This window comes from Curtobacterium sp. LFS079 (assembly GCF_047977865.1).
Taxonomy (GTDB): Bacteria; Actinomycetota; Actinomycetes; order Actinomycetales; family Micrococcaceae; genus Arthrobacter.
Genome location: NZ_JBFPFO010000002.1, coordinates 501,248 through 523,671, shown reverse-complemented (window position 1 = coordinate 523,671; position 22,424 = coordinate 501,248). Strand labels below are relative to the sequence as shown.

The following is a 22,424-nucleotide window of genomic DNA, read 5'->3' as shown; positions in this document are numbered from 1 at the left end:
GGGGCCGATCCCACGGCGGCGTGAGATCCTTGTCACAATCAATGAAAAATTAGATTGTTGAAAAAGTCAATGATTGTTTTTTACTACGACTGGAGCTGGGATGGGCACACTGGATACTGACGTCGAGGAACCGCGGCTTGCCGCCGCGGATATTGGCAGCGATGTGGGGCTGTTGCTTGCGAAGCTGCACGCCGCAGGATCAGTCCTGAACAACCGTGCCCTCAAGGAGTTCGGGCTGAAGGAGAGATCCTTCTCGATCCTCACCCTCGCCTGCAGCGGATTGGAGCCCACGCAGCGCGAGCTGGCCGATTTCCTCAGCCTTGACCCCAGCCAGATCGTCAGCCTGGTGGATGAGCTGGAAGGCGGCGGGCTCGTTGAACGGGCGGCCGGCAAACTCGACCGGCGCGCGAAGATCGTCGTGGCCACTCCCGGGGGCCGGAGGACCCACAGCAAGGCGCGCGCGGCCCTGGTGGAATGCGAGCACCGCCAGCTCGCCGCCCTGGACGGGGCCGAAGTCAGCGAGCTGAAGCGGCTCCTGCGCAAAGCGCTCTGGGACGCCTGAAAGAACGCAACGAGGGGTCAGCGGAAGACGATGTCCACCGGGTTGGCCTCGGAGCGCCACTCCCCCGGCGTTCCGGGGCCGCTGATCACCGGGGCCGTGAGCACGCCGGAACGGTTGGTGCGCTTGTCCCGCAGGATTTCAGTGACCGAGCCCAGATGCCGGGACAGGTCGATGACGTTTTCCGGGGCGGCGAGCAGCAACTGGAAGCCGAACTCGTGCAGCGCCTTGATGCCTGCGCCGGCGAACTCCTCGGAGGCGAGCACAAAGGCCTCGTCCATCATCACCGTGCCGTACGTGGTGAAGCCCTGTTCGGCGATGCCCAGCTGGTAACTCAGCGCCGCGGCCATGATGAACGCGGTGAACCGCTGCCGCTCGCCGCCGGACATGGAGCCGGTGTCCGTGTGCATGAAGACCTCGGTCTTCACACTCCCACCCTTCGACCCGGATGAACGGCCCTGCACCTGCCGGTGCTCCTTGCACTGGATGAACAGGTGGCCGCGGACGTCCAGCACCTCGGCCCGCCAGCGCCGGTCCTCCGGGGCCTGCGAGCCAAGGCGCTTGACCAGGGTTTCGAGCGACTTGTAGCGGTTGCCGAGTTCGACGTCGTCCTCCGCCGCGGCGGCGCCGGCGGCCCGGCCGCGGCCATGGCGGGCCTTGAGCGCGTTCTGGATGGCGTCCTTGAACTGCTTGGCGGTGGCCGGCATGGTCTGCTTGATGTCCAGCTCGAGGTAGCTGCCCTCGTGGAAGTTCACCTCGGACAGGATGCCGTTCAGCGGCAGGATCCGGCTGGTAATGGCGCGCCGTTCCTCGTCCAGCAGGTGCAGCAGGGTGCTGAAGGATTCGTGCGTGCGCTGGTTGAAGAACTGCCGGAACTCGGCCTCCTGCGCCGGCAGGCCCTCGCTGACGATCTGGTGGTAGCGGGACTCGAACTCGCCGGCCGCGCCGATCGACGTGCCGTGGTCCGCGGAAATCGCGGTGCCCCATTCGCGCACGAAGCCCTCGAACATGCGGCTCAACCGTTCCGACAACGCCTGCCCGCGGGATTCCGCGGCATGCAGTTCGGCGAGCAGTTCGGTGCGGACCCGGTTGGCCAGGTTGTCCAGTTCGTGGAGTTCGGTGATGTCGCCGAAGCCGGTGAACTTCGGTTCCAGCGCGGCCACGGTGGTGCCCGACGGCGGCGCGTCGGCCAGGCGCTTGCGTGCGGCCTCCAGGAGCGAGTCGGCCGCGGTCATCTGCTGGTCCAGGGCCTTGTATTCGCTCTGCAGCACGGCGGCGGAACCTGTGGAGGACTGGTGCTTTTCGCGCACGGCCTCGATGCTGCCGCGCAGCGGTTCGAGGTCGGCCTGCGCGGCCAGGGCGTCCTTGAGCCGCTGCTCGATGCGGGCCAGCTCGTCCGCGGCCACCGCAGCCGAGACCTGTTCCCAGCTCCGTTCGTCCTCGGCCACACGGCGGAGGGCTTCAAGTTGGCGGGCCATGCCCTGGTGCGAGTCTTCGCGGCTCTGGGCCAGCTCCGCCGCCTTGGCCAGCTCGTTCTCCAGCTCCTCGACCTTCGCGGCGAGCAGCTCCTGCTTGGCCGCGTTGTCGAAGCCCAGCACGTAGTCCTGACGGCCGGTGAAGCGGTCGTCCTTTTCCACCGTGTGGCGGTTCCGTTTGACCACACCACCCAGGCTCAGGCCCTTGTCCAGGCCGGCCAGTTCCTCCGGGGTCTCCACGCAGGGGTACGCGAAGTCCAGGGCGATCCGCTCGCGGACCCACTCACTTGCTTGTGCGAGGGACTCGCCTTTCGCGCCCGAGGTGAGGATGTCCAGCTTCGTCAGCAGATCGCCGTCGGACACGTCCTCCACAGCCAGCGCCCCGCCCGCGAGCGGCTTGGAGATGTCCACCGCGCGCAGGGCGCCGCGGATGGTGTTGTCATTCAGGAAGCGCGTGACGGCGGCGAAGTGCTCGCCCGGGACCAGCAGGGTGGTGGCCAGGTTGCGCAGGGCCCGCTCGGCCGCGGGCCGCCACTGGTCCTCCCCCTCCGCGAGGTCGATCAGCTCGCCCGCGAACGGCATGCGCTCCTCCGGGACGCCCGTGGCCGCCGCGATGGCCGCCCGGTTCTCAATGCTCGACGGCGGCAGCAGGGATTTGCTGCTCCGCAACGAGGCGAGCTCCTGCTGCGCCGTGGCAAGCTCACGCTTCTTGGTGGCGTGCCCGTCGAAGGCCTCGAAACGCAGCTCACGCAGCGCCTCGGAATCGTCCTGGAGCTCGGCCGATCGCGCTGCCGCCTGTTCGTGGGCCTGGTTCCAGCCCTCGGCGGTCCACTCAAGGTCCAGTCCGGCGTCGGCCAGTGCCTTCCGGGCCGCGGCCTCCACGTCCTGCCGCAGCTTCAGGCCGAGCCGGGCGTTCTCCAGCGACTGCTCGATCGCCGAAATCGCGTTGCCGCCCTGGTTGTTGTAGTCCGATTCGAGCTGTCGCAGCTCCTTGGCCAGGGCATCACGGACGGAGCGTTCGGCGCCGAGCTCCTTGGCCTTCTGCTGGGCAAGCTCCTTGAAGCGGGCCAGCGTCTTCGCATGGACCTCGACCGCGAGTTGCTGCCGGTAGGCATCGAATTCCTCGCCGCTGAGCTCCCGCAGCCGGTTCGCCTCCAGCAGGGTCTGGGCATACTCCTTGTTCAGGCCCGGCACCGGCGCCAGCTGGTCGCGCTGCTGCCGCACGTCCTCCAGCCGCTGCCGGATGGACATGAGGTTGCTGAATTCCTCGACGACGTCGTCCGCCGCCGCGAGCGTGGCCGGCGGGTCCAGCACCTGGTCCCTGAAGAAGGTGTTGACGCTGCCGCCCAGGCCCTTGCCGGCCTGGATCACGCGCAGCAGCGGCAGGGCCTGGTCCGAGCTGATCCCCAGCAGGCGGCGGAAGCGCTCCGCGAACGCCTTGTGCACGTCGAAGACCTGCGCCTCGGGGAAGATACCCTCCAGGGAACCCTTGGTGAAGCGCTTCTCCGCGATGCCCTCGATCGCGGCCAAGTCCAGCGGCCTGTGGTCGATCAGGTAGAAACGGCCCACGCTGGACTCCGTGCCGTTCTTCGGCAGGTCGAACAGCGCCGACACCGTCACCCGGGTGCCCGCGGCGTTGTCGAACGTCAGCGCGACGGCGGACCAGGTGGCTCCGGGCCGCTGGAAGGCGCTGGCCGAGCCCTCTCCCACGGCCTTGTCGCCCACCTTGCCGCGCATGTACGTGAACGTGGTCCGCTTGTCCTCCACGGACCCGCCGACCCGTTGCGCCGCGGCCTCGTTGGAACGCGGACGTGCATCGAAGACCCGCAGCATGGCGTCGAACAGCGTGGACTTGCCCACGCCAGAGTTGCCCGTCAGCAGGGTGCCGTTGCGGTCCACGTGCATCGTGTGGGCGCCGTGGAAGGTGCCCCAGTTGACCACCTGGACCAGGGCCAGGCGCATCTGGCCGGGGTTCACCTGGTCACCGATCGGAAGCATGCTCGCAATGGTCACTTGGTCTGCTCCCCGTCAGTCGTTGGCGCTTCAGTCGTGGTTGCCTCTGCCTCCGCGGTGGGACGAGTCTCACCTTGGGCGTCGGCGACGCTGCGGCCGGGCGCCGCAGGTTCGCCGATCGGCGAGGACGCCGATGCCGCCCAGGGAGTGGCATCGGGCCTTCCTGAGGTGGACGGCTCGCTGCTTGCAGCGGAGCCGCCCACCGAAGGGGCGGGGGCGGCATCGGCGTTCTCGCCACCCAGGCTGCCGTCGCCGTCGTCGTCGTTTTCAGCCAGCTCAAGCAGGGGCTCCGTGCCGGTTTCGTCCGATCCTGCTGCGACCAGGGCTTCGATCTGGGCAGGGATGTCGCCGATGTTTTCGAAGGGGAAGGCCAGCGGGAGGGCCTGGGAGATCGAGAAGGTGTCGTCGATACCGGTGGCCAGGAGGAGTTGGCGGGCCAGGAGCTTGGTGATGGTGCGGTTGACCACGTCGGCGTCGCGCAGGGCGTCCTGTTGGCCGGAGGGCTGGTAGTGGGCCACGAGTTCGGAGATTTCCTCGCGGGTGATGGTGGGCTCGGTCTGGGCGGTGGCGTGCCGGTCCAGGAGCAGGCGCAGGCGTAGCAGCACGATGGTTTCCACCCGGCTCAGGGCACGCTGCTGGCGGAGGATGCTGGAGCGGGCGCCGCCGCCGATCACGTCGGGGTCCACCGGGCGGAGCACGGCGATCTTGCGTTCGTGGTCCAGCTGCAGGCTCAGGAACAGTTCGGAGAGGCGGCTGCGCAGGATCTGCTGGTTGTCCAGCAGGGTGGTCCAGAGCTTCTCGTCCCGGCCGCCGTCGACGTACGGGCCCTTCAGCAGCCGCACCAAAGCCTGGCGCAGCTTCATGGGCAGCACGCCGGTGTCGCCGGGGAACAGTGCTGCGCCGTCCACGAAGGTATCGCGCGGCGTCACACGGAACGGGTCCGGGTGGACATGTCCGTCGGTGGTGGGGGCGTCAGTCATCGGAATCCTCGTTAGGCGCGGTGAGTGTCACGAGCGGCAGGTACGCGGTGCGGGTGCTGCCGTCGATCTGTTCGAAGTCGATGTTTTCCCAGCTGTCCTGCCCGAACGCGGCGCCGCTGTGCAGGGCGTGGGACAGCAGGGCGCGGACGGTGTTGATGTGCCGCTCGTCGTCGGGCAGGTTCTCCCAGGCCTCCGCCAAAGTGGCGGCTCCCGCGGCAGCCGCACGGACGACGTCGGGCCTCGCCTTCGCGGAGCGCAGTGACCGCACGCGGTCCGCGTCGCTGAAGGCGATCGGCTCCGCGAGTTTGGGCGGCGCCGCGAACTCGTCCGGGTCGAAGAGCTTGACCATGGCGAGTGATTCGAAGGCGGCGTTGTACAGCACCGGCGCCCGGACCAGTGCGGGGCGGTCGCGTTCGTACGGCATGGACCGGATGGCCTGCTCCGCCTCCCGCAGGACGTTGCGCAGCCGCACGGACTGGCGGATGTCGTCGCTCTGGATGTAGGCGTTGAGGCTCTCCGAGAGCTTCCCGTAGATCCGCTGGATCTGGCTGTGCTGGGTGCGGAGTTCGGCCACGAGGTTCTTCAGCGTCTCGCGGTCCTCATGGCTGAGCTCGTCCGCGAACTGCCGGCCCAGCACCTCGCCGATCGCCGAGCGGAAGCGCAGCTGCTGCTGGGGGTCTTCGAGGAACGCCGTGAAGGAGCGGAAGGTCCTGCCCTCGGGGCTCTGGCGCAGGCGCTTGTCCGCCTCCAGGACCTGGGCCATGGTGGCGCCCTTGCTGAGGGACTCTTCGATGATCTGGTTGCGCAGCTCGCCCACCAGTTCCTCGATGCGGTCGCGCATCTTCTTGTAGTCGGCGGGCAGGCTCGCGGCCAGGTCGAGGATGTTCCCGGCAGCCTCGACGGCTTCCTCGTCGTCCAGCAGGCCGTCGAAATCGCCGGAGCTGATGTCCTCGATCAGCTGCTGGCGTTCCTGGATTTCGTCCTCCAGGGCTTCCAGGCGGGCGCTCTGGTCAGGGTTGGTTTCGTTGGCGAGCTTCTCGACGTCGCCCAGCAGCGTCCCGAGGCGGGAGCCATTCAGGGTGGAACGTTCGCTGGAGAGACTGTCGAGGAAGGCCAGCACGCGGGCCGCGGCCTCGGTGACTTCGTAGACGATCTGACCGGACTGGTTCCGGCGGGTGAGGAACTGCCTGCGCGTCCATTCGTCGCCGAATGCCTTGCCGTTGGCCGAACCGCCCAGCCCCGGCTCCTGGCGGCGGAGCTGCTCAAGGAAGGCGTCGACGTCGGCGTGGAACTCTTCGAGCGGAAGCTGCGGCCGGGTGCGGGTGAAGGAAGCCTGCAGCACCGCGATCACCCACGGCGCCGAGCGCGTCAAGGCCCAGGCAGGACCCTTGGTGAGCAGTTCCAGGTCCCGGAGCCGGGCACTGATGGCGTCTGCCGAGGACATCGCAGATCGGGACACACACTCTCCTTCAGCTGCCGCGTACGTTGTGGCAGCGGGATTCCCGAAAACTGCCCCTTCAAGGTTAACGCAGGGTGGCCGGGCCGTTGTCCGCAGGCGGTTCCGCCCCCCTTCCGAAACCGCGCCGTGACCTTGGTCCCCGGCACGGTTTCGATCACGCAACAACTCCGTGTCGCGCGTGTGGGCTGCTGGCCGGAAGCCCCGCGCCGATCCTACCCTCGGAACACCGGCTTTCCCCGGACTGCACCACACCCTGCTCATGGCACACAGTTCAACTCAGGCACATTGTTCAAGGGGGACAAATGAACCTGGATTTCACGGCTCTGGACACGTCCATCTACGTCTTCATCGGCACGCTGCTGATCGCATTGGCCCTGGCCGCTTTCATGGCCGTGGCTGCGCTGGCAACGCTTGCGCTGGCGGGATGCGGGCAGTTCCTCTGGTTCCTGCTGCGGAGCACCCTGGGCGCGCTGGTCAATGGAATCAACTTCGCCTGGGAGCGGGTGGTCCACCAAACGGCGAATGTGGAGATTCCGGGCGAACTGCAGGCCGTGACGGGCTCGCTGCTGCGCCAGCCGAATACCCTTTAGCCGCCGGGACGCCCGCCGGGACGCCGGCAGAGCGCCGCTCGGCACGCCCCAGCACGGCTCGCTAGTCCGCAAGGATGTGGTACAGCGCCCTCCGGGCTTCGTCGATTTTCTCCACCGCGGCCTGGCGTTGTTGATCGCTGGCCGCCATCCGGAACTGATGGATGACCCGCATGAGTTTCACGACGCTCTCGTGAAACGCGGGCAGGGCACCCTCGGGGTCGGTGTCCCAGGCGTTGCTCAGCTCTTCAGCGTGCTCGGCAACGTAGGCCTTGCCCGCCTCTGTGAGCGTGAATTCAGTGCGCCGGCCCTCTCCCACGGGCTCGATCAGTTCTTCATCCACAAGCTGCTGCAGCGTGGGGTAAATGGACCCCGGGCTTGGACGCCAGGCACCGGACGTTTTTTCCGCAATTGTCTGAATCAGCCCGTACCCGTTGGAAGGATTCTCGGCGAGGAGGGAGAGGATCGCCCAGCGGACGTCACCCCTGCTGGCCCGTCGAAAACCACCCGGGCCGAAGCCAGGACCAAAGCCCGGCCCAAATCCGGGCCCGAATCCACCGCGCCCGAACCCGCCTCCACCGTGGCCGCGGGGTCCGCGATGGCTCCTGCCACGCTCGAAACGGCCGTTGCCGGGCCCGCAGTCTTCGTGCTTGTTGTCGTGAATGCCTTTCATGACGTCATCACCCTTTCGATCCTTCGACGCCAACGATCTGGCGATACTTAACGATATATCGCTGAATATTGCCGGGCAAGGCCTTTTCTTCTCTGGCAGAGCTATCTACCCGCGGGTAGCATTGAGGGACAGCTGCAGGGTTCTCCGCCCGAGGCGAACCCTGGGCCCTATGCCGCGGACGCGGCCGGAGGAGTCCTGCCATGACGTCGACCACCGAGAACAGCCCGGTTGGACACAGCAGTTCCGCAGTCACGGCCGCAGAAGCGCGCGCCGTCGCCGAAGCCGCCAGGGAGCAGGAATGGTCCCGGCCCAGCTTCGCCAAGGGCCTCTATCTCGGTGATTTCGACCTCGGGCTGATCCATCCCTGGCCGCAGGCCCGCGCGGACGACGTCGAACGCGGCGAAGCATTCATGGCATCCCTGCGGGAGTACTGCAAATCGATGGACGGGCGCGCCATCGAACGCGACTCCCGCATCCCCGACCGGTACCTTGCCGGCCTGGCGGAGCTGGGCGTCTTCGGGATGAAGATTCCGCGGGAGTACGGCGGCCTCGGCCTGTCCCTGGTCTACTACGGGCGGGCGCTGGCGCTGCTGGGCTCGGTCCACCCCAGCCTGGGCGCCCTGATCTCGGCCCACCAATCCATTGGTGTCCCGGAGCCGGTCAAGGTCTTTGGCACCGCCGAACAGAAGCAGCAGTACCTGCCGCGCTGCGCCGCGGGAGCCATCACTGCGTTCCTGCTGACCGAGCCCGACGTCGGCAGCGACCCCGCCCGGATGGGCTGCACGGCGGTTCCGGCGGACGACGGCGGCTCCTACCTTTTGGACGGCGTGAAGCTTTGGACCACCAACGGGGTGATCGCCGAACTCGTGGTGGTCATGGCCAAGGTCCTGCCCTACACGGCCGCGGACGGCAGCGAGCACAAGGGCGGAATCACTGCCTTCGTGGTGGAAATGGACTCCCCAGGCATCACGGTGGAGAACCGCAACGCCTTCATGGGCCTGCGCGGCATCGAAAACGGCGTCACCCGCTTCCACCAGGTCCGGGTTCCGGCGGAGAACCGGCTGGGCAAGGAAGGCCAGGGCCTGAAGATCGCCCTGACCACGCTCAACACCGGCCGGCTGTCCATCCCGGGGCTGTGCGTGGCGGCCGGCAAGTGGTCGCTCAAGATCGCCCGTGAATGGTCGAACGCCCGCACCCAGTGGGGGCGCCCCGTCGGCAAGCACGAGGCCGTGGGCAAAAAGATCGCGTTCATCGCCGCCACCACCTTCGCTCTGGAAGCGGTCTTCGAGCTGTGCGCCGAAATGGCCGACGCCGGGCAGAAGGACATCAGGATCGAAGCAGCCCTGGCCAAGCTCTGGTCGACCGAACTGAGCTGCCAGATCGCCGACGAGCTGGTACAGATCCGCGGCGGCCGCGGCTTCGAAACCGCCGATTCGCTGGAAGCCCGCGGGGAACGGGCCGTGGCCGCCGAGCAGCTCTTCAGGGACCTGCGCATCAACCGGATCTTCGAAGGCTCCTCGGAGATCATGCGCCTGCTGATCGCACGCGAAGCGGTGGACGCGCACCTTGCGGCCGCGGGCGACCTCGCCTCAGCGGACGCGAGCCTGCAGGACAAGGCACGGGCCGCCGTCGGCGCTACAGGTTTCTACGCGCGGTGGCTGCCCAAGCTGGTGGCCGGTGCGGGCCTGGACCCGCGCTCCTACGGCGAGTTCGGCCGGCTCTCCCGGCACCTGCGCTACGTGGAACGCGCCTCCCGGAAGCTGGCCCGGCAGACCTTCTACGGCATGGGCCGCTGGCAGGCCGGGCTGGAGCACAAGCAGGCGTTCCTGGGCAGGATCGTGGACGTCGGCGCGGAGCTGTTCGCCATGGCCGCCAGCTGTTCGCGGGCGGAAGCGCTGCTGCGCAGCAACCCGGAGCACGGTGCCGCGGCGTTCGAGCTCGCCGACGCCTACTGCGAGCAGGCCCGGCTTCGGGTGGAGGCTTCCTTCGAGCAGCTGTGGAAGAACACCGACGACGCCGACCATGCGGTATCCCGCAAGGTCCTCGCCGGGGATTACGCCTGGCTGGAGGCGGGGATCCTGGATTCCTCGGAAGGCACCGGCCCGTGGATCGCGGACGCCGCCCCCGGTCCGTCCGCCAAGGAGAACCTGCATCGGAAGTACCGCTAGGACTAGCGGACTGTTCCGTCCAGGTAGTACCAGCGGCGGTCCACGCGCAGGAAGCGGCTCTTTTCGCGCTGCACCCCGCGTTCGCCGTCGTGCGAATAGTGCGCCGCGAACTCGACCGTCCCCTCGGAGTCCAGCGGGCCGCCGCGCGAAGTCCCGATGATGTCCAGGCGGCGCCATTGCGTGTCCGGGTCGAGGTCCAGTGCGGGCGGCCGGGTGTCCGGGTGCCAGGTGCGCAGCAGGTAGCCGGGGTCAAGCAGCACGAAGGCGCTGTACCGGGAACGCATGAGCTGCTCCGCCGTGGGCGCCTCGGCGTCGCCGCGGTGGAACACCCCGCAACAAAGCTCGTACTGCTCACCGGACAGGCAGGGGCAGGCGCCGTTTCGGAGCCTGGAAAGGGCGAGCGGCATGGATCCTCCCGGACGAGATAACAGCTTCGCTACAACCCGGGCAGCGCGCGGCCGGCCGGGTGATTCCGGCCGGATTCAATCGTAGGCTAGGAACCGTGCCCGGCATCCGGGACGGTCGAAACTGCGGCACGGGGAGGTTACGTGGAAGATCCGACAACGCTGGCCCTCAACCTGACCTTTTTCGGCACCCTCGGCATGGCTTTCCTGATGTTCTTGGGCCTGCTCCTGTGCATGGCAGCCACGCTGGTGCTGGCGGGGCTCGCGCGGCTGCTGTCGATCCTTGTGCTCGCGATGGTGGGGATCCTGCCGAAGAACGACGCCGACCCGGTGGTCCATCTTCCGAGCAGCCACACCGCCTCCGCGGAGCCCGCAGCGGAACCGGCGACGGCGGATGCTGACTATGCGCCCGCCCCGGACGAAGCGCCCGCCGGCGGCGATGTTTCCGGCGCCCCTGTTGAGGTGCCTGCCGCTCCGCGGCCCGGCTTCTTGGAATCAGCCGCACAGCTGGTCGCCGCCTTGGCAACAGCCCTTCGCAGCGTCCCCTGGAAGAAGCTGCTCTCGCCGAACGAATGGCCTCCTCCGGGCCAGCTCAGGAGCCGGATCGCGGAAGGTACCGCGGCCGCCGTCGAGAACCAGACGAAGCACCACCCCCTGCTGCTCGCCGCGACCCACGAACCGCCGGCCCTCAATGCGGAGTGGGCCGCCGCGGTCGCCGAGGCCGACGCCCGGGAAGAGGCCCGGGAGGAAGCACGGGAAGTGGCCCACGTGCATGCCCGCGAAAAGTCGGCCGCCGGCTCACGCTGAGTCCATGACGAGCCCGCCCAGGCGGCACCGCTCAGGCAGCGCTGCTCAGGCTGTACCGCTCAGGCCGCTTTCCGTCAGGCGGCGGAAGGAAGCCCCGTGGTAGATCAGGGGCCGGGCGTCGTCGTTGATCGCCGTCGACTTAACCTCCAGCACCACAATCGCGTGGTCGCCGGCCGGGGTCTCTGAAACGATCTCGCACTCGAGGGACAGCACCGCGCCGTCAATGGTGACGGCTCCGGCGTCGCTGGTTGAGGTGGCAATCCCCGCGAATCGCTCACCCTTGCGCGAAGACAGCTGCAGGCACACGGCCTCCTGGCCCTCGGCGAGCACCGAGACGCCAAGGCGCGGCGCCCGGCGGAGCTTCGGCCAGGTGGTGGAAGAGTTCTGCACGGCGAACATCACCAGCGGCGGCTCCAGGGAAACACCCACGGTAAAGCTCGATGCCACGAGCACCTCGGGAGCGAAACCGACCATGGCGCTGAACGCGGCCACCCCGGACGGAAATTGCGCAAACGCCTGCTTGATCGAAGCTGTTCCGTCCACTGTCGCCTGGGTCATGCCGTTCGTCCTCTCTCCGTGTTTCTGCGCCTTCCTTTTCAACTAATTCACTGGATCCGGCAGAGGGCAATATTTGTGTAATTGCATGTCCATGCCCCCATTCACGCTGCGTCATGATGCCGTTTTCGTTACTCCGGAATACGAAAAGCTAAGAACTCCTACGGTTTTTCGGGCGATGTTTCACGCAAATGTGTAGCGTCGTGTCAACCGATTGTGCACTCCTGCTTCACAGCCAATTCCTCCACGAAGGGAGCCGTAGGTGAGCCTCAGCGAGCTTCGAACCCTGGGACGCACGGGCGTCCCGATCAGTCCCCTGACCCTGGGCACCCTCAACTTCGGCACCGGCTCGGCACCCACCGGCCCGGAGGACAGCGTCCGCATCATCCGCTCGGCCCTCGACGCCGGAATCACCAGCGTAGACACCGCGGACATCTACTCACAGGGCGAGGCGGAGGCCATTACGGGCCGCGCATTGCAGGGCCGCCGCGACGACGTTTTCCTGTCCACGAAATTCCACGGCCAAATGGGGTCGAACCCGGCGCATTCGGGAAATTCGCGGCGCTGGATCATGAAGGCGGTGGAGGGCAGCCTCAGCCGCCTGCAGACGGACCGGATCGATCTCTACCAGGCTCACCGGCCCGACTACACTACCGACGTCCTGGAAACCATCACGGCCCTGAACGACCTCATCCGGCAGGGGAAGATCCTCTACTACGGCACCTCCGTGTTCACGCCGGCCCAACTGGTGGAGGCGCAATGGATCGCCAACACCAACCACCTCATCCCGCCCGTGGTGGACCAGGTGCCCTACTCGCTGCTGGTGCGCGCCAACGAGCGCGACGTCTTCGCCATCACCCAGCAGTACAACCTCGGGGTACTCAGCTACGGACCGCTCGACGGCGGCTGGCTGTCCGGCCACTACCGGCTCGGCGCCCGCCAGCCGTCCAGTTCGCGGGCCAACGCGCTGCCAGGCCGTTTCGACGTCGCGGCGCCATTCAACCAGCACAAGCTCCACGCGGCCGACGCCCTGGCCCGCCTGGCCGACCAGCACGGCCTGAGCCTCATCCAGCTCGCTGTCGGCTTCGCACTGAACCACCCCTCCGTGAGCAGCGTGATCATCGGCCCGCGCACCGAGGAGCACCTGACGGACTACCTCAAGGCCGCAGATACGGTGCTCAGCGAGGCCCTGCTGGACGCGATCGACGACATCGTGGCGCCCGGCACCAACTTCCTGGAGCGCGACGCCGGCACCGTGGTTCCCCATCTCGAGTTTGCGGAGCTGCGCCGGAGGTAGGCTCCGGGATAGTGGCGCAGCTAGACTCGTTCGCAGCCATGAACAGCCTGCCGACTTCCTCCTCCACCCGCATCGATGCGTGGCTGTGGGCGATCCGCGCCTACAAGACCCGTTCCGCGGCTACTGCCGCCTGCCGCGCGGGCCACGTGAGGATCAACGGGAACCCGGTTAAGGCATCGCAGACCGTAATTATCGGGGACACCGTGCGCGTCCGGCAGCCCGGTTTCGAGCGGATCCTGGAAGTGCGCCAACTGATCGCGAAACGCGTCGGCGCCGAGGCCGCCTCGCACTGCTTCACCGACCACACGCCGGAGCGGCCGGCGCCCGCAACGCTCGGCCTGCCCCAGCGCGACCGCGGCGCGGGCCGACCCACCAAGAAGGACCGCCGCGACATGGAAAGGCTCCGCAGCGGCCGCTAGCCTACTTCCCCCGCAGGACCACGACGTCGTAGGTCACCGGTGCCGGCACCCCGAACTTAGCGTTCACCACGGCGAGCTTCCCGCCGAAGTTCGCGGCCGTCGTCGGGACCTGGAACAGCGGGCTCTTGATGACGTGCTTCACGACGCCGGACGACAGGTCCGCGGACAACTTGACCCGGCTGATCTGGTTGCTGAAGTTCTGCACGGCCCAGAGCGTGCGGCCGCGGACGAGGATGCCGTCCACGTTGGGGACGTCGACGCCGGAAATCGCCGCGCTGGCGCCAGTCTGCGGGTTGACCGTGTACACGGCTCCCTTGCCCGAGTGCGCCACGATCAATATGCGGCCACCGTTCGCTGCCGCGATGCCGTTGAGGTTGAACTGGGCGGAGGTGTCCGACGCCGGTCCGCTGATCGCGAGCGTCTTGACGGCTCCGAGGCTGCCGTCTGCGCCCACAGGGACGAAGTAGAGTTCGGCGGCGTTCGAGTTGGTGAACCAGGCGCCTTGGCGGGTGAGCGCGACATCGTTGATGAAGGCCGGTTGCTTGCCGGTCAGCTGGATCGTGGCCTTGGTGGTGGCCGCCTTGGTGTCGTAGACGTAGGCCGTGCCGGCGGGCCCGCCGGCCACGAAGAGCAGCTCATGGCGCTTGTCGAACTTCATGCCGACAGCCACGCGGCCGGCCGGGGCGTCGATGAAGCGTTCTGCCGTGCCTTTGCGGATATCGCCGCGGAAGATGTCTCCGGTGGCAAGGTCGCCGGCGTAGAACGTGGTGCCCCTGCCCGCGGCGATGCCTTCTGCGCCCCCGGCGCCGGGCAGGACGATGGATTTGGCGGCCTGGGTTTTGTGCGGGGCCGGGGCCTTCGCCGAGGCGACGGGACCCGGAAGGAGAAGGAGGCCTGCTACGGCCAGCAGGGCGACGGCGGCACGACGTAATGCTTTTGCAGTTTTGCGGGTGTTTCCACGCCGGGTGTTTTCACGCATGGGGATGCTCCCTGGGTTATTCCGTGGGAACCCGCCCCCGCTGCGGGACTCCGCACGATGGTAACTGCCAGTTTAGGGAGCACCGCCTGTTGCCGCCAGAGGGCACGACCCATGCCGACGGTTCTAGAAAATTGCCGTCATGTTCTGCCAGCCGCTGCCCACCTGAACACGGGGAAGCCAGGTGCCGTTGCCCTTGCCCGGGTACAGCCACAACACCCCCGCAGCATCCCGGGCCAACACATCGCCCGTGCCGTCACCGTTGAAGTCCCCCGGGCTCAGCAACGCCGTCATGATCTGCCAGCCGCTGCCCACCTGAACACGGGGGAACCAGGTGCCGTTGCCCTTGCCCGGGTACAGCCACAACACCCCCGCAGCATCCCGGGCCAACACATCGCCCGTGCCGTCACCGTTGAAATCACCCGGGCTGAACAACGCCGTCATGATCTGCCAGCCGCTGCCCACCTGAACGCGGGGGAACCAGGTGCCGTTGCCCTTGCCCGGGTACAGCCACAACACCCCCGCAGCATCCCGGGCCAACACATCGCCCGTGCCGTCGCCATTGAAATCACCCGGGCTGAACAACGCCGTCATGATCTGCCAACCGCTACCCACCTGAACACGGGGGAACCAGGTGCCATTGCCTTTGCCCGGGTACAGCCACAACACCCCCGCAGCATCCCGGGCCAACACATCGCCCGTGCCGTCACCGTTGAAGTCCCCCGGGCTCAGCAACGCCGTCATGATCTGCCAACCGCTGCCCACCTGAACACGGGGAAGCCAGGTGCCATTGCCCTTGCCCGGGTACAGCCACAGCGCCCCGGCAGCATCCCGGGCCAACACATCGCCCGTGCCGTCGCCGTTGAAGTCGGTCATGTAGCTCGTGGCTCCATGTCCGAAGGCGTTCGGGAGGGCGCCTGCCTTGAGCTGGAGCACCTTAAGGGCTGCAGTCCTGACCACCACGTCGAAGGCGGCGCTCGACTGGGCGCGGCTGAGCACAGCGCGGTACATGGCGGGAATGCTGGCCGGGTTGGCGCACAACAGCATGGTGCCGCCGGCATTGAAGAAGTTAATGGCGCGGTCGGCCAGGGACCACGGCGCCAGCTGCGCGGCGTTGCACAGGTCGTCGGAAAGGATGACGCCATTGAAGCCAAGGTTCCCACGCAGCATGGTCTTCATGATGGTGCCGGAAAACGGGCCGATGTGGGCGGGGTCGATCTTGTCGTAGTAGGCGCTGGAGACCATGACGATGCCGGTGCCCGCGTTGACGGCGTCCCGGAAGGGTTGCAGGTACGGGTCCGCGATCGTGGTGATGGTGTCATGGACGTTGGTGCTGGTGTCCGTGTTCGCGGTGACCCGTCCCAGCCCTGGGAAGTGCTTGACCGCGGTAACCAGCCCTGACTGCCTCATCCCTGCGGCAAAGGCCAAGCCGTGGCTCGAGACGGTGGCGGGGGTGTAGCCGTACTCGCGTTCGTAGTAGCCGATGGGGGCGTTCAATGGGGCAAAGGCTGCACTTGGCACCGTGTCCAGCACGGGTGCCAGGTTCAGGTTCAGCCCGGCAGCGGCAAGCTGTCCGCCCCAGGTCCCGGCGTAGCCTTGCAGCGTCGCGGGAGCCAGCGTGCCCTGGGACAGGGCCGTAGGGATCGTGGAGAAGCCGGGGCCGCTGAGGACCTGGACGTAGCCGCCTTCCTGGTCGGTTCCCACGAGCAGCTTGACGTTGCCCGTCGTGGCGGCCGAGACGCCTTGGGTCATACGCCGGACGACGGCGGCCGTCGCCGTCGTACCTTCCGCGCTACGGCCCGAGAGGTAGGCATTGCCCACATGGTAGGCGGAAAGGTCGGACAGCGTGGCGGAGGAGGCGCCCGTGGCGGTGGCGGCGACCATGAACAACTGCCCGACCCGCTGTCCCATGGTCATGCGCAGCAGTTGGGCCGAAGGAGACGGGGCGGCCACGGTGCTTGCCGCCGTCGTACCTGCCAATTCCGCGACTGGTAATTCCGCGACTGGGGTTGGCGACGCCACGCCGAAGGCCGCAAGCAAGGCGGCGGCGATTGTTGCGCAAAGAGCCAGTCCGGGAGGGATTCTTCCCATGGGTCACGCGGCTTTTGGTGGTTCCTGTCCTTCCTGCCCAGCCTACGACGGCGGCGTTGAAGCCGAAAGGGCTACGCGGAGTCCGCACGCCGCCACCGGCAAAAATTACCGGCGACGACACGCGGGTGCGGCGCGTAAAGTGTCAGGAGACGGACGATTTCTGGGGGCTGGCTTGCCGAAGGAGCAAACGTGGACATTGACTGGGACGGCAAACGAGCCCTGCTCCGCGAACCGAATATCGCTGCCGTGACGCAGCTCTGCGAGGAACTGATGGCCCGGAAACCCGGCTCCCTGGTCCCGTATGTCGACCCCGTCCACGACGAAGATGAGTGCCGGATCGTCAGCCTCCAAGTGAGTCCCGGCCGCGGGACGGTGTCCGGGTTCGTGTCGTACTTCAACGACGACGACTCCGCCCGCCGCGCGCAGGAGATCTACACCGGAGCCGAGCTGGACCCCCGCTACGTCATGCCGTGGCACAGCTACCCCTGGGTCCGCGACGCGGGCCTGCCGCCGTCACTGAGCGCGCAGGAAAAGCTGGACGGACTCAAGCCGTTCCGCCAGTTCCTGAAGATCAACAAAAGGGTCTCCGCCGTCGTCGCGCACGGAGCGGAAGCCGCCGCTTTCCTCACCCTGTTCGAGAAGACCTACCACTCGGCGCTCAAGGAGCACGGCATCAAGGTCTATAAGGCCAGTGCGCTGGGCGGGCGGGCGTTTGCCCTGTCCGAGGCGAAGCAGCAGGAGCTTCTGGAGAAGACCATCGAAACGTACCGCGATGCCATGCAGCGGGCGGGCATCCAGCACCTTTAGGTCCTGCGGCTTGTTCCGGCCTGGGCCTTAGCCGCTTCTCCACAGTACCCGTTTGCGGAGCTAACCCCAGGGCAGGGTGCGGTCTGCCCTGTGGCTGTCTGCCCGGATGAGGCGGGCATTGGCTTCGTCGGTTCCCTTGGCCCAGGCCTCGGCTGCGGCGGGTTCCTTTCCGAACTCGACGTGCCGGCGGATCAGGCGTTCGAGCCGGAGGTCCGCCGGGAGTTCGAGGTACCAGACGGCGTCGAGCTGGGCGCGGACTTTCTGCCATGCGGGGTCCCCGCTCAGGAGGTAGTTGCCCTCGGTGATGACCAATGGTGTTTCAGCGCGGACGGCGATCGAGGCAGCAATGGGTTCCTCGATATCACGCCGGAAGGCGGGCGCGTACACGACCGCCTCGTCCCGGTTTTTGAGGCGCCGCAGCAGCGAGAAGTAGCCGCCGACGTCGAAGGTGTCGATGGCGCCCTTGCGCGCCTTCAGGTCCGTCCCGGCGATGATCGACTCGCCCAGGTGGAAGCCATCCATCGGCACCACGGTGCTGGTTTCCGGCCCGAAATACCGGGCGAGGCACTCGGCGAAGGTGGACTTCCCGGCGCCAGGCGGTCCCGTGATGCCGAGGATGACCCTCTTGCCGTTCTCAAGCTGGCGTTCGAGGTCCTTGAGGGCGGCGGTTATCTCGGGGTGGGCAAAGGCTGCCTCTTGGCTTGTTCCCTGTGCGTTGGTCTCCATGTGCATCAAGGTTCAGGGTAGGCGGATGGGTCCCCACGGGTGAAGCCGGCGACATTCTGCTGGATCACTTATCTGTGTCTCGCCGTCGGGCCCGGAATGCCGCGGGACGTGGACCGTGCCGGCCGGGTGATCCAGCAGAATGTGCGTCCTTGAGTCATCCGCCGGAGCACCTCACGCCGGCAGCGCCCACTCGTTCCTGATCCGCGACGCGCCGAATTCGAGGGCCAGCGGCTCGATGTCCACGGGTCCGTCGTGCCTGGTCTTCGGCCGACCCACGGCTACGTGGGGTATCCAGCGCGGTGACCTGTAGCCGAGGGCCGGCGAGCTGAGGATGAAGTCGTCGATGTTGTCCACCGCAAGGTCATCGAGCAGGCCGTGGAGTGCTTCAACCAGGGAAAGCTGGAAGTGACGCACCGGCTGGGGGACATCAACCTCCAGCCCGTAAATCCTGCCGCCGCCCAGGATCACCAACCTGCCGGTGTTCGCGGAAAACCCTTCCAGGACCGGCAGTCCACGCAACCAGGTCGCGGTGCGCTCGAGGGCGGAGTCGGCACCGGTGAACCCCTTGGTCCAGGCGGTCACATCCGCTGCGAAGTCTTCGAGGATTCCCAGGTGCAGCAGGGTCATGTGCAGCCCGCGCGGCCTGCGAAGGGCATCGACGTGGCTGCCCAGCGCCTCGTAGTCGGCGGCTCTGTTGCCGAGGCTGAGCAGCGGGACCTCGACGGTAATGCGTGGCGGCGCCTGCATCCGGACCTCCCTGCCCGCCGGTGACCATTCACCGGCCGCTCCATCTCGATTATGCGCCGGGAGCAACGCGGGCCGGCAACATTCTGCTGGATCACCGACCGCCGCGTTTGCGAAAACCCCGCCGTTCCGGGGGTCGGGCCCCGGCGCAGCCAAGGAGATCCAGCAGAATGAGCGCCCCGCCGCCAGGAGAACGCAGAACGGCCCAAGGAGAACCTCGAAAGCCCCAATTGACAGGGCCTTGTGACCCGTGCCATATTCTTAACCGTGAACCTGTCAGACAGCCGGACAGCCGGACAGGCCGACGGCGGCCAGTCGCTCGCGACGGCCACCCCGGCGCCGCCTGCAATCGCCGCGAAGGCCACTCCCCTCGCCCGCCTCAGCGCGGCCGAGGCCGTCTTCAGCGCCATCCGGCAGGACATCGAATCCGGCACGGTCGAGCTGGGCGCGAAGCTTAGCTCCGAAGCCACGCTCGCAGGCCAGTACGGCGTGAGCCGCTCGGTGATCCGTGAGGCTCTCCGCTCCTGCAACGCCCTGGGCCTGACGGTCACCAAGACCGGTAAGGGCACGTTCGTGGTTGCCAACAAGGTGGCCAACGACCTCACCCTGGGCCAGTACTCCGCCCGGGACCTCAACGAAGCCCGTCCGCACATCGAGGTTCCCGCCGCCGGGCTGGCGGCACAGCGCCGCAGCGAGGAGGACCTCAAGCAGCTCCGCGGGCTCATGGAGGAGATGCTCCTCGAAAACGATCCCGAGTCCTGGGTCGGCCTGGACGCGGCCTTCCACTCGACCATCGCCCGGGCCAGCGGTAACAAGGTCTTCGAAAGCGTCGTCGCCGATATCCGCGACGCCCTCGCCCACCAGTCCGAAACCCTGAACATGGTGGCCGACCGCCGCCACGCCTCGGACGACGAACACCTCCGGATCATCGAGGCCATCGACGCCGGCGACGCCGAGGCCGCCGAAGCCGCCATGGCCGCCCACCTCGACGCCGTCAGCGTTGCCCTGGAAAGCATCCTCAGCTCCACCGGCGGCTAGCCGGGCCCGGCCCGCGCCGGTCTACGCAATCCACACGGACCACCACGCAACAACTACCTAAGGACGCCATGCCAACCCCGCACGTGCCCTTGGCCGAGCAGACCCGCGACGGCCTCGTCGAGAGCATCCACTACGGCTCGCTCATCGCCCTCGGCCCCGAATGCGCCGAAGCCGAGCGCGCGGAAACCAAGAGCGGGGAAAACCGCGAAACCAAGGTGGCCGCCGGCGATCCCGACGCGCCCATCTACCCGCGTTCCTCCCTCAAGCCGCTGCAGGCCGTGGCCCTGCTCCGTGCCGGACTGGACCTCCCGCAAGACCTCCTCGCCCTCACCGCGGCCAGCCACTCGGGCGCGGCCATGCACCAGGACGGCGCCCGCCGGATCCTCGAAATGCACGGCCTGGACGAAGGAGCCCTGGCCAACAGCACCGACCTGCCCTACGGCGCGGGCGAACGCGAGGCCTGGCTCCGCGCCGGCAACGGCCCCACGCAGCTGGCCCAGAACTGCTCGGGCAAGCACGCCTCCATGGCCGCGGTCTGCACCATCAACGGCTGGCCGGTCGAGGGCTACCTGCATCCGGAGCACCCGCTCCAGGTCCTCGTCCGCAACACCATCACCGAGCTCACGGGCGAAGACGCCGCCGCGGTCAGCACCGACGGCTGCGGCACCCCGCTCTTCGCCCACAGCCTGCGCGGCATGGCCCGCGCCTACGGCCGGCTCGCCTCCGCCAGCCCGGAAAGCCAGGAAGGCCAGGTGGCCCACGCCATGCGCGCCTTCCCGGAAATGGTGGCCGGCGAAGGCCGCGACGTCACCGCCCTGATGCGTGCGGTGCCGGGCCTGCTCGCGAAAGACGGTTTCGAGGGCCTGCAGCTGATCGGCCTGGCGGACGGCACCGGCATCGCAATCAAGATTTCCGACGGCGGCGACCGCGCCCGCCTGCCCGTCACCCTCCGGGTCCTCGCCGAACTCGGGGTCGACGCCGATGCCCTGGCGGCGCTGCAGATCCCGCCGGTGCTGGGCGGCGGCAAGCCAGTGGGCGTCCTCCGCGCCGCAGCTTTCCTCCCATACCTCCAGACCACCCCCGCGAGTTGACACTTCGCGGCAGTTTTCCCAAGAAACATTGCCGCGATCTGCCAACTCGCGCACAAACAAACCAAGGAATGCCATGAGCAACGACGATCACCGCTTCCGCTCGGAACACGACCTTCTGGGCGACCGCGATGTCCCCGCTGACGCGTACTGGGGTGTGCACACCCTCCGCGCGATCGAAAACTTCCCCATCACGGGCCAGCGGCTCTCCAGCAACCCGGACCTGGTCCGCGGCCTGGCCGCGGTGAAGCTGGCCGCGGCCCGCACCAACCGTGAACTCGGCCTCCTCGACGACGAGCGCGCCGGAGCCATCGAGCAGGCCTGCCAGGACATCCTGGACGGCAAGCTCCACGAGCAGTTCATGGTGGACGTGATCCAGGGCGGAGCTGGCACCAGCTCCAACATGAACGCGAACGAGGTGATCGCCAATCGCGCCCTGGAAATCCTGGGCCACCCCAAGGGCGACTACGCCCGCCTGCACCCGAACGACCACGTCAACCTGAGCCAGTCCACCAACGACGTCTACCCCACCGCCGTCAACCTGGCCACGATCTTCTCGGTGCAGGGCCTGCTCAAGGCCCTCGCCATCCTCGAAGACGCCTTCGCTGAAAAGGGCCGGGAGTTCCGCACCGTCGTCAAGATGGGACGCACCCAGCTGCAGGACGCGGTGCCCATGACCCTGGGCCAGGAATTCGGCGGCTACGCCGTGACGATCGGCGAAGACCGCGCCCGGCTGGCCGAATCCCAGCTGCTGATCCACGAAATCAACCTGGGCGCCACCGCGATCGGCACCGGGTTGAACGCCCCCAAGGGCTACGCCGAGGCAGCCTGCCGGCACCTGGCCGCGATCACTGGCCTGCCGCTGGTCACCGCCGTCGACCTCATCGAGGCCACCCAGGACGTCGGGGCCTTCGTGCACCTGTCCGGCGTGCTCAAGCGCGTGGCCGTGAAGCTCTCCAAGATTTGCAACGATCTCCGCCTGCTGTCTTCCGGACCGCGAGCGGGACTGGGCGAAATCAACCTCCCGGCAGTCCAGTCGGGATCGTCCATCATGCCAGGCAAGATCAATCCGGTGATCCCGGAAGTGGTCAGCCAGGTGGCCTACGAGGTCATCGGCAACGACATCACCGTCACCATGGCGGCCGAGGCGGGCCAGCTGCAGCTGAACGCCTTCGAGCCAATCATCGTCCACAGCATCCACAAGAGCATTTCCCACCTGGAAGCTGCCTGCCACACCCTCACCGAACGGTGCGTGCGTGGCATCACCGCCAACACCGAACGCCTGCGCCTTACCGTGGAGCAGTCGATCGGCCTGGTCACGGCCCTGAACCCGCACATCGGTTACGCCTCCGCCACGGCCATCGCCCAAGAAGCGCTGACCAGCGGGCGCGGCGTCGCCGAGCTGGTACTGGAGCACGGAATGCTGACCGCAGAGCAGCTGAACGAGCTGCTGCGTCCCGAACGGCTCGCCAACCTGGGCAGCTGACACTCCGCTGCCGCCCTCTCCATCAGCAGCCCGGCTCTGCGGCATGAGCGGCAGCGAGCACGACGACGGCGG

Annotated in this window: 19 protein-coding genes and 1 pseudogene; 10 read left to right on the top strand and 10 right to left on the bottom strand. The window is 67.5% G+C overall.

The features are described 5' to 3' along the window. Positions 1 to 100: 100 nt before the first annotated feature. The gene (locus ACNQPB_RS05880) at positions 101 to 562 is read left to right on the top strand and encodes a MarR family winged helix-turn-helix transcriptional regulator (protein WP_498749879.1); all 462 of its coding nucleotides are present in this window, start codon (positions 101 to 103) and stop codon (positions 560 to 562) included. A 17-nt stretch (positions 563 to 579) separates the two neighbouring features. On the opposite strand, the gene ACNQPB_RS05875 is transcribed toward ACNQPB_RS05880, so the two are convergent. The 3 genes and pseudogenes from ACNQPB_RS05875 to ACNQPB_RS05865 form a co-directional block, all read right to left on the bottom strand. Continuing rightward, positions 580 to 4,047, bottom strand: a complete 3,468-nt coding sequence (locus tag ACNQPB_RS05875) for an ATP-binding protein (protein ID WP_498749877.1) — start codon at positions 4,045 to 4,047, stop codon at positions 580 to 582. 272 nt (positions 4,048 to 4,319) lie between these two features. Next, positions 4,320 to 5,027 (bottom strand): annotated as a pseudogene (locus ACNQPB_RS05870) (DUF4194 domain-containing protein); the annotation flags it as partial. Continuing rightward, positions 5,020 to 6,486, bottom strand: coding sequence for a DUF3375 family protein (locus tag ACNQPB_RS05865; RefSeq protein WP_498749875.1), 1,467 nt, complete (start codon positions 6,484 to 6,486; stop codon positions 5,020 to 5,022). The gene ACNQPB_RS05865 and the pseudogene ACNQPB_RS05870, both read right to left, overlap by 8 nt. A 302-nt stretch (positions 6,487 to 6,788) precedes the next feature. Here ACNQPB_RS05865 and ACNQPB_RS05860 point away from each other — a divergent pair, with 302 nt between their 5' ends. Then, complete coding sequence (locus ACNQPB_RS05860; RefSeq protein ID WP_498749873.1) at positions 6,789 to 7,076, top strand: hypothetical protein; 288 nt, start codon at positions 6,789 to 6,791, stop codon at positions 7,074 to 7,076. Between the two features lie 61 nt (positions 7,077 to 7,137). On the opposite strand, the gene ACNQPB_RS05855 is transcribed toward ACNQPB_RS05860, so the two are convergent. After that, positions 7,138 to 7,746 (bottom strand): PadR family transcriptional regulator, encoded by a 609-nt coding sequence (locus ACNQPB_RS05855; RefSeq protein ID WP_498749970.1) that lies wholly within the window; start codon positions 7,744 to 7,746, stop codon positions 7,138 to 7,140. Between the two features lie 200 nt (positions 7,747 to 7,946). On the opposite strand from ACNQPB_RS05855, the gene ACNQPB_RS05850 reads away from it, so the two are divergent. After that, positions 7,947 to 9,914 carry an acyl-CoA dehydrogenase family protein gene (locus tag ACNQPB_RS05850; RefSeq protein WP_498749871.1) on the top strand — a complete coding sequence of 656 codons (1,968 nt, stop codon included), beginning with the start codon at positions 7,947 to 7,949 and terminating at the stop codon, positions 9,912 to 9,914. A gap of 2 nt (positions 9,915 to 9,916) precedes the next feature. Here the strand turns inward: ACNQPB_RS05850 and ACNQPB_RS05845 are convergent, their stop codons facing one another. Next, positions 9,917 to 10,321, bottom strand: a complete 405-nt coding sequence (locus tag ACNQPB_RS05845; RefSeq protein WP_498749870.1) for a YchJ family protein — start codon at positions 10,319 to 10,321, stop codon at positions 9,917 to 9,919. Positions 10,322 to 10,462: 141 nt separating this feature from the next. Between ACNQPB_RS05845 and ACNQPB_RS05840 the strand changes: the two genes are divergently transcribed. After that, positions 10,463 to 11,125 (top strand): hypothetical protein, encoded by a 663-nt coding sequence (locus ACNQPB_RS05840; RefSeq protein WP_498749869.1) that lies wholly within the window; start codon positions 10,463 to 10,465, stop codon positions 11,123 to 11,125. A 45-nt stretch (positions 11,126 to 11,170) separates the two neighbouring features. Here the strand turns inward: ACNQPB_RS05840 and ACNQPB_RS05835 are convergent, their stop codons facing one another. Next, positions 11,171 to 11,683 carry a flavin reductase family protein gene (locus ACNQPB_RS05835; protein ID WP_498749867.1) on the bottom strand — a complete coding sequence of 171 codons (513 nt, stop codon included), beginning with the start codon at positions 11,681 to 11,683 and terminating at the stop codon, positions 11,171 to 11,173. Positions 11,684 to 11,942: 259 nt separating this feature from the next. On the opposite strand from ACNQPB_RS05835, the gene ACNQPB_RS05830 reads away from it, so the two are divergent. Together ACNQPB_RS05830 and ACNQPB_RS05825 are read left to right on the top strand one after the other, a co-directional pair. Next, on the top strand, positions 11,943 to 12,977 hold the full coding sequence (locus ACNQPB_RS05830) for an aldo/keto reductase (RefSeq protein ID WP_498749865.1): 1,035 nt from the start codon (positions 11,943 to 11,945) through the stop codon (positions 12,975 to 12,977). 38 nt (positions 12,978 to 13,015) lie between these two features. Then, positions 13,016 to 13,396: an RNA-binding S4 domain-containing protein gene (locus tag ACNQPB_RS05825; RefSeq protein ID WP_498749968.1), complete on the top strand. Its 381-nt coding sequence runs from the start codon at positions 13,016 to 13,018 to the stop codon at positions 13,394 to 13,396. 1 nt (position 13,397) lies between these two features. Here the strand turns inward: ACNQPB_RS05825 and ACNQPB_RS05820 are convergent, their stop codons facing one another. Then, entirely contained in the window at positions 13,398 to 14,375 is a 978-nt protein-coding gene (locus tag ACNQPB_RS05820) for an SMP-30/gluconolactonase/LRE family protein (protein ID WP_498749863.1), read from the bottom strand. A 123-nt stretch (positions 14,376 to 14,498) separates the two neighbouring features. Continuing rightward, the gene (locus ACNQPB_RS05815; RefSeq protein ID WP_498749861.1) at positions 14,499 to 16,463 is read right to left on the bottom strand and encodes a glycoside hydrolase family 3 N-terminal domain-containing protein; all 1,965 of its coding nucleotides are present in this window, start codon (positions 16,461 to 16,463) and stop codon (positions 14,499 to 14,501) included. A gap of 189 nt (positions 16,464 to 16,652) precedes the next feature. Between ACNQPB_RS05815 and ACNQPB_RS05810 the strand changes: the two genes are divergently transcribed. After that, positions 16,653 to 17,270: a uracil-DNA glycosylase family protein gene (locus tag ACNQPB_RS05810; RefSeq protein ID WP_498749859.1), complete on the top strand. Its 618-nt coding sequence runs from the start codon at positions 16,653 to 16,655 to the stop codon at positions 17,268 to 17,270. Between the two features lie 60 nt (positions 17,271 to 17,330). Here the strand turns inward: ACNQPB_RS05810 and ACNQPB_RS05805 are convergent, their stop codons facing one another. After that, the gene (locus ACNQPB_RS05805; RefSeq protein WP_498749858.1) at positions 17,331 to 17,996 is read right to left on the bottom strand and encodes a nucleoside/nucleotide kinase family protein; all 666 of its coding nucleotides are present in this window, start codon (positions 17,994 to 17,996) and stop codon (positions 17,331 to 17,333) included. A gap of 171 nt (positions 17,997 to 18,167) precedes the next feature. Beyond that, entirely contained in the window at positions 18,168 to 18,743 is a 576-nt protein-coding gene (locus ACNQPB_RS05800) for a hypothetical protein (protein WP_498749856.1), read from the bottom strand. Positions 18,744 to 19,007: 264 nt separating this feature from the next. Here ACNQPB_RS05800 and ACNQPB_RS05795 point away from each other — a divergent pair, with 264 nt between their 5' ends. From ACNQPB_RS05795 to aspA, 3 genes are all read left to right on the top strand, one after another. Further along, on the top strand, positions 19,008 to 19,778 hold the full coding sequence (locus ACNQPB_RS05795; RefSeq protein ID WP_498749855.1) for a FadR/GntR family transcriptional regulator: 771 nt from the start codon (positions 19,008 to 19,010) through the stop codon (positions 19,776 to 19,778). Positions 19,779 to 19,846: 68 nt separating this feature from the next. Further along, entirely contained in the window at positions 19,847 to 20,869 is a 1,023-nt protein-coding gene (locus ACNQPB_RS05790; RefSeq protein ID WP_498749853.1) for an asparaginase, read from the top strand. 73 nt (positions 20,870 to 20,942) lie between these two features. Next, complete coding sequence (gene aspA / locus ACNQPB_RS05785) at positions 20,943 to 22,352, top strand: aspartate ammonia-lyase (protein ID WP_498749851.1); 1,410 nt, start codon at positions 20,943 to 20,945, stop codon at positions 22,350 to 22,352. The last annotated feature ends 72 nt before the right edge of the window (positions 22,353 to 22,424 follow it).